Consider the following 6,238-nt stretch of genomic DNA (forward strand, 5'->3'; position numbering starts at 1 on the left):
TCCGGCTCGCCGAGGGCGCGAAACCGACCGAATCGCACACCCGCTCGCCGGCGGCCGGGAATGAGGGCCCGGCGTGCCCCACCGTCTAAGCTCATCGAACGTGCCCGAAGCCCACCAGGATGCCGACCTGCTGACAGCGGCGGCGGTCGCCCTGAACCGGCACGCCGAGCTGCTGCGCGACCTCGGCGCCATGTTCGACGCGGCCGGCCACCAGCTGTACCTGGTGGGCGGATCGGTCCGCGACGCCCTGCTGGGCCGGTCCAGCCCCGACCTGGACTTCACCACCGACGCCCGCCCCGAGCAGGTGCAGCAGCTGCTGCGGGGCCGCGCCGAGGCGCTGTGGGACACCGGGATCGAATTCGGCACCATCGGTGCCGGCCTGGGCGGGTACCGCGTGGAGATCACCACGTTCCGGGCCGACAAATATGATCGGGTGTCGCGTAATCCCGAAGTGCGCTTCGGGGATTCGCTGCACGAGGACCTGGTGCGCCGGGATTTCACCGCCAATGCGATGGCGGTCCGTATCACCGGAGCCGGTCCGGGGGAGTTCCTCGACCCGCTCGGCGGCCTGGCGGCGTTACGGGCCGGGGTGCTGGACACACCGACGGCGCCGCAGGACTCCTTCGGCGACGATCCGCTGCGGATGCTGCGCGCCGCCCGGTTCGTTTCGCAACTCGGCTTCACGGTGGCGCCGCGGGTGCGCGCCGCGATCGAGGAGATGGCCGAGCAGCTTTCCCGCATCACCCCCGAGCGGGTGGCCGCCGAACTGGACAAGCTGCTGTTGGGCGCCGACCCCCCAGCCGGCATCGACCTGATGGTGGCCAGCGGGATGGGCGAGGTGGTGTTGCCCGAGGTCGGCGCCATGCGGATGGCGATCGACGAGCACCACCAGCACAAGGACGTCTACCAGCATTCCCTGACCGTGCTGCGGCAGGCGATCGAGCTCGAGGACCCTCGGGGCGGTCCTGATCTGGTGCTGCGCTGGGCGGCGCTGCTGCATGACATCGGCAAGCCCGCCACCCGCCGCCACGAGCCCGACGGCGGGGTGAGCTTTCACCACCACGAGGTGGTGGGGGCGAAGATGGCGCGCAAGCGCATGCGCGCGCTGCGGTACTCCAAGCAGATGGTCGACGATGTCTCGCAGCTGGTGTATCTGCACCTGCGCTTCCACGGCTACGGCGACGGAAAGTGGACCGATTCGGCGGTGCGCCGCTACGTCACCGATGCCGGACCGCTGCTGGACCGGCTGCACAAGCTGGTTCGCGCGGACTGCACCACCCGAAACAAGCGGCGGGCAGCACGCCTGCAGGCCAACTACGACCAGCTCGAAGCACGCATCACCGCGCTGGCCGAGCGGGAGGACCTGCAGCGGGTGCGGCCGGACCTGGACGGCAACGAGATCATGGCGCTGCTCGACATCCCGGCCGGGCCCCAGGTGGGACGGGCGTGGAACTTCCTCAAGGAGTTGCGCTTGGAGCGGGGACCGTTGTCGCGGGACGAGGCGACGGCCGAACTACTGGCCTGGTGGCAGACCCAGCGGAACCGCTAGCGGCGCAGGCACGTCTGATCCGGGTATGGATTACTGCCTGGGCGACGGTGACGGTGCGGCGACGATGTGGACCGGGCCGCCCGATCTCGACCTCGACGGCGACGGTGTGGCCGATGCGATCGGACTCGATTTCGACGGCGACGGGCTGCATGACGACGCGCTGGTCGACCTCGACGGTGACGGAGTGGCCGACCACCTGATGCTGGACCTCGACGACGACGGCGCACCAGAGGCCTCTTTCACCGACGACGGATCCGGCACGTGGGGGCATGGCGTGGCGGCGGGCTCGGCGGACCGATCGGGCGGGTTGCGGTGGTCGGGACTCGACGACGCCGAACATCTCGGCGGTCCACTGGTGGATTTCGACGGCGACGGCCGCATCAACGACCGGCTGCTCGACTCCGACGGCGACGGCCGCGCCGATCGGGTGCTGATCGGCGATGGATCGGGTGGCTACCGGGCGGCCTACGTGGACACCGACGGCGATGGGCGGTGGGACATCAAACTGACCGACTCCGACGGCGACGGGGCCGCCGACGGGGCCACGCCGCTGTGAGCGGCCGAAGTTAAGGCGCGTCCCCGGCACCGGGTGGAAACGCCGTCCGGCGGTAGCTCGCCCGGCCCCCCAAGGGGCAAATCTCCGAATGTCTGTTCGAGACTCTCCCCCACTTTTTCGGAGGTGTAACCGGAGGCTGCAGCGGTTAGGATCACCCGGGTGGACTCGATCGGCCGAAGATGATTAAGTGAACGCCGAAATCCGAACAGGACGCTTTCCCACAAGTTCGGGTGGCGGTAAGCGCACTTAAGGCTAGAACGCGGGGGGAGGGCTCGTGAGCAAGATGACGGTGGGCGCGCTGTTGGCAGCGCCCGTGATTGTTGCGCCGGCGGCGATCGGCGCGGTGGGTCAGCCAGATCGCATCGATCGCCAGATTCTGGACTACGCGCTGGCCGCCGAGGCCCTGGTCATGATTCCGGCGATGAATCAGAACTGGCTCGATCTGAGCAAATCGCTGTACCTGGTGCCCAACGGATTCCCCGAAGACGGCGACGCGAGCTTCCTGCAGGTGCCCGAGACGAACGACCTCAACGCGAGTATCAGCGGCGCCACCAAGATCCTGGTCGACGCGATCATGACGCGGTGGGAGGCGGGCGACTTCAGCGGCGACGACCCGCTCTACATTTTTGGGTATTCGCAGTCCAACGTGGCGGCGGGGTTGGCGCAGGAGCAACTGTTCGAGCAGGGAATCCCCTTAGACGCACTGCATTTCGTCATGGTGGGGGACAGTGCAGCCGAGGGTGGATTCCTCAGCGGGTTCCTGCCGACGTTGCTCAGCTACTTTCCGGAGTCCTGGCATGACGACGTGACCAACATGGTCTATCAGTTCGCCGAGATGATGCACATCGACTCGGTCATCGGCCTGGTGACTCCCAGTGAGCTCTACACCACCGACGTTTACTCGCTGTCCAGCGACGGCTTCGCGAACTGGGACAACGGCCAGCAAATGGGCGGCATGTTCAGCGACCACCTGGCATACCTGGGCTTGTCGCCGGAGGAGATCGGCTCCGCGACCGACGAGGTGATCGGGCACACGACGTACCACATGATCGACACCGCCAACGTGAACATGTTCCAGGCGTTGCTGAACTCGTTCGACATGATCCTGGGCGGGATCATCGCCTGGTTCTGAGCCGCTGGCGGCACGGGCGGCTCTGCTGAGTCTCCGCCCCGACGGCGCTAGCGGAGTCTGCGCCCCGACGGCTCTAGCGAGTCGAAATCTGACGACGCGACTCGTCGCCGAATTCCGGCTCGCTTCGCGCTGGCGCGCTCATCGCCCGGAGCTGTGTTGGGTGGGCTCCGGCTCGCTTCGCGCTGGCGCGCTCATCGCCCGGAGCCGGGAGGTCCCGCGAAAGCCTGGGCGATCTCCAGCCAGCGCTGGGCATCCGCGCCGAGCGCGGCGACGTCGAGGTCGCCCAGCGGCCGGCGCTGCGTGACCAGGAAACAGAAATGCTCAGCCGAACCGGTCACCCGCTGCTCGGCATTCACCGGGCCCCACGTCCACACCCCACCACCGGGTGCGTGTAGTTCCACGTGAAACGGTTCGGCCGGCGGGGTCAGGTTGTGGACGGTGAACGCGTAGTCGCGGGTTCGCACCCCCAGATGCGCGATGGACCGCAGCCGCGCGGTCGCGGCCCGTCGCACCCCGAGCGCGTCGGCGACGTCCAGGCCGTGCGCCCAGGTCTCCATCAGTCGCGCGGTGGCCATGGACGCCGCGCTCATCGGCGGGCCGAACCACGGCAGCTTGCGGCCGTCGGGGACACCCAGCAGGGCTTGGTGCAGCTGCGCGCGCGTCGAGCGCCAGTCCGCCAGCAGATCACCCGGCGCCGCGGTGGCCAACTCGGCCGCGCCGGCGTCGACGAAGCCGGTCGGATCGCCCATCGCCGCCGCGAGTTGGTCGCCGAAGCCGGCTTCGTCGGTGATGGCCAGCAACGCGACCCGGTCCGTCCACAGCAGATGCGCGATCTGATGGGCGATGGACCAGCCCACCGCCGGGGTGGGCGTACCCCACTGACTGTCGGTGAGTGGGGCCACCAGCGTGTCGAGGTCGTCGCTCTCGGCACTCAGATCGGCGACGATCGATTGGGTTTCAGCCATGCCCGTACTGTATGCCGCTCACCGGATCCCGGGGCCGCCCGATCAGGCTGTGCCCCGCCAGGCCGGCCAGGTACAACAACGTTCCGGCCACGATCAGCCACGGCGCCTGCCCGTCGGGGGGAATCACCGCCGCGGTGGCGGACACGGCCAGGATGAACGACGCCCAGAACAGTGAATCCTGCACCGCGAACACGTGTCCGCGCAGCGCGTCGTCGACGTCGATCTGCATGGCGGTGTCCGCGCACAGCTTGACCACCTGCCCGGCCACCCCGAGCAGGAATCCGCACAACACCAGCACCGGCAGGTACAGGCCGATCCCGGCGAACTGGATCACCGCCGCCGCCGCCAGTGCCCCGTTGGCGGTGGCGTACCGGCCCCAGCGGTGGACCGCCGGCGGGGTGAGCAGGGTGGCCAGGAACGATCCCGCACCGGCCGCGGCGACGAACAAGGCGGTGGTGCCCAGCCCCGAAACCGTGTGCTCGCCGACGTGGCGCACCATCACCAGCACCAGCAGGGTGTTGATGCCGAACGCCATCCGGTGGCCGGCCAGCCCCGACAGCGTCGCCGCGACGGTGGGCCGGTCCCGCACCGTCCGAATCCCGTGCAGCCAGCCCGTCGTCACCGCGTAGAGCACCGAGCCGTGGATGGCGCGCTTGGTGTCATCGGGGCCGAGCACGTGGCGGCCGAAACGCAGCGAGAGCAGCAGCGCGATCGCGACCGGGATCGCCACCGCCGCGATGATCGACGCCGCGCCACGATCGTTGGCGCCCACCAGCCAGCGCGGCACCAGCATGAAGTTCGCGCCCAGGAAGGCCGCCACCGCACCGGTGGCGATCGCCAGCGCGTTCATCGTGACGACCTGCTCGCGCGGCACCACGTGGGGCAGCGCCGCCGACAACCCGGAGGCGATGAAACGGGTGAACCCGTTGGCGATCAGGGCCGCGCACAGCACGGGCAGATCTCCGGCGCCCACGGCCAACAGTGCGGCGATACCCAGTACCAGCACCAGGCGGGCGATGTTGGCCACCACCAGCACCAGGCGCCGATCCCAGCGGTCCAGCAGTGCCCCGGCGAACGGCCCCAGCACCGAATAGGGCAGGAACAGCACGGCGAACGCGCCCGCGATCGCCCACGGCGCCGCGGCCCGATCGGGATTGAACAGCAAGGCGCCGGCCAGGCCGGCCTGAAACAAGCCGTCGCCGAACTGGCTTGCGGCACGCAGCTCTAACAGGCGCCAGAACTCCGGCAGGCTGCGCGCCGATCGCCACAGCGATGCGGGTGCGCGGGTGTCCACCAAAAGACCTACTTCCGGACGCGGGCGGCGGCGCGGCACCGGCCCCAGACCAGAGTACAAATCTTGGCGGTCGCTCGACGTTCGGTACAGGTCGCCCCCGATCGCCGGGTTCGGGTGCCATGATGGGAGGGTGGCGCAACCCGAAGACCCAGAGGACTACGTCGCGCCCGCCGCGCATCGGGTACGGGCCGGGACGTTGCTCCTGGCCAACACCGACCTGCTCGAACCCACCTTTCGCCGCACCGTGATCTACGTGGTCGAGCACAACGACGGCGGCACGCTGGGCGTGGTGCTCAACAGACCCAGCGAGACCGCCGTCTACAACGTGTTGCCGCAGTGGTCCGAGCTGGCCGCCAAGCCGAAGACGATGTTCATCGGCGGCCCGGTGAAACGCGACGCGGCATTGTGCGTCGGACTGTTGAAGGTCGGCGCGGATCCCAACGATGTGCCGGGCGTGCGCCATATAGACGGCCGGTTGGTGATGGTCGACCTCGACGCCGAACCGGAGTCCATCGCCCCCCACGTCGAGGGGGTGCGGATCTTCGCCGGCTACGCCGGCTGGACCATCGGCCAGCTCGAAGGCGAGATCGAGCGCGACGACTGGATCGTGCTGTCGGCCTTGCCCTCAGACGTGCTGGTCCCGCCCCGGGTCGACGTGTGGAGTCGGGCGCTGCGACGCCAGCCGTGGCCCACGGCGCTGCTGGCCACCCACCCGGTCGACATCAGCCGCAACTGAGCGCGG

Annotated in this window: 6 protein-coding genes; 4 read left to right on the forward strand and 2 right to left on the reverse strand. The window is 69.2% G+C overall.

The window, feature by feature from the left end:
* Positions 1-100 precede the first annotated feature (100 nt).
* The 3 genes from DQP56_RS21965 (at position 101) to DQP56_RS21975 (ending at position 3,237) form a co-directional block, all read left to right on the forward strand.
* Complete coding sequence (locus tag DQP56_RS21965) at positions 101-1,549, forward strand: CCA tRNA nucleotidyltransferase (protein WP_112689038.1); 1,449 nt, start codon at positions 101-103, stop codon at positions 1,547-1,549.
* A 25-nt stretch (positions 1,550-1,574) separates the two neighbouring features.
* Positions 1,575-2,105 carry a pullulanase gene (locus DQP56_RS21970; protein WP_112689040.1) on the forward strand — a complete coding sequence of 177 codons (531 nt, stop codon included), beginning with the start codon at positions 1,575-1,577 and terminating at the stop codon, positions 2,103-2,105.
* 283 nt (positions 2,106-2,388) lie between these two features.
* Positions 2,389-3,237, forward strand: coding sequence for a PE-PPE domain-containing protein (locus tag DQP56_RS21975; RefSeq protein WP_234825784.1), 849 nt, complete (start codon positions 2,389-2,391; stop codon positions 3,235-3,237).
* Between the two features lie 191 nt (positions 3,238-3,428).
* Here the strand turns inward: DQP56_RS21975 and DQP56_RS21980 are convergent, their stop codons facing one another.
* Both DQP56_RS21980 and DQP56_RS21985 read right to left on the reverse strand, forming a co-directional pair.
* Positions 3,429-4,202 carry a TIGR03084 family metal-binding protein gene (locus DQP56_RS21980; protein ID WP_112689044.1) on the reverse strand — a complete coding sequence of 258 codons (774 nt, stop codon included), beginning with the start codon at positions 4,200-4,202 and terminating at the stop codon, positions 3,429-3,431.
* Positions 4,195-5,496, reverse strand: a complete 1,302-nt coding sequence (locus DQP56_RS21985) for an MFS transporter (protein ID WP_112689046.1) — start codon at positions 5,494-5,496, stop codon at positions 4,195-4,197. The genes DQP56_RS21980 and DQP56_RS21985 overlap by 8 nt, the downstream gene beginning before the upstream one ends.
* 130 nt (positions 5,497-5,626) lie before the next feature.
* Here DQP56_RS21985 and DQP56_RS21990 point away from each other — a divergent pair, with 130 nt between their 5' ends.
* Entirely contained in the window at positions 5,627-6,232 is a 606-nt protein-coding gene (locus DQP56_RS21990; RefSeq protein WP_112689048.1) for a YqgE/AlgH family protein, read from the forward strand.
* The last annotated feature ends 6 nt before the right edge of the window (positions 6,233-6,238 follow it).

This window comes from Mycolicibacter senuensis (assembly GCF_003284925.1).
Taxonomy (GTDB): Bacteria; Actinomycetota; Actinomycetes; order Mycobacteriales; family Mycobacteriaceae; genus Mycobacterium; species Mycobacterium algericum_A.

Bases quoted from the DNA above. Each gene is read 5' to 3' on its own strand.
- DQP56_RS21970 (WP_112689040.1), top strand. From the start codon at position 1,575: ATGGATTACTGCCTGGGCGACGGTGACGGTGCGGCGACGATGTGGACC.
- DQP56_RS21975 (WP_234825784.1), top strand. From the start codon at position 2,389: ATGACGGTGGGCGCGCTGTTGGCAGCGCCCGTGATTGTTGCGCCGGCG.
- DQP56_RS21980 (WP_112689044.1), bottom strand. From the start codon at position 4,202: ATGGCTGAAACCCAATCGATCGTCGCCGATCTGAGTGCCGAGAGCGAC.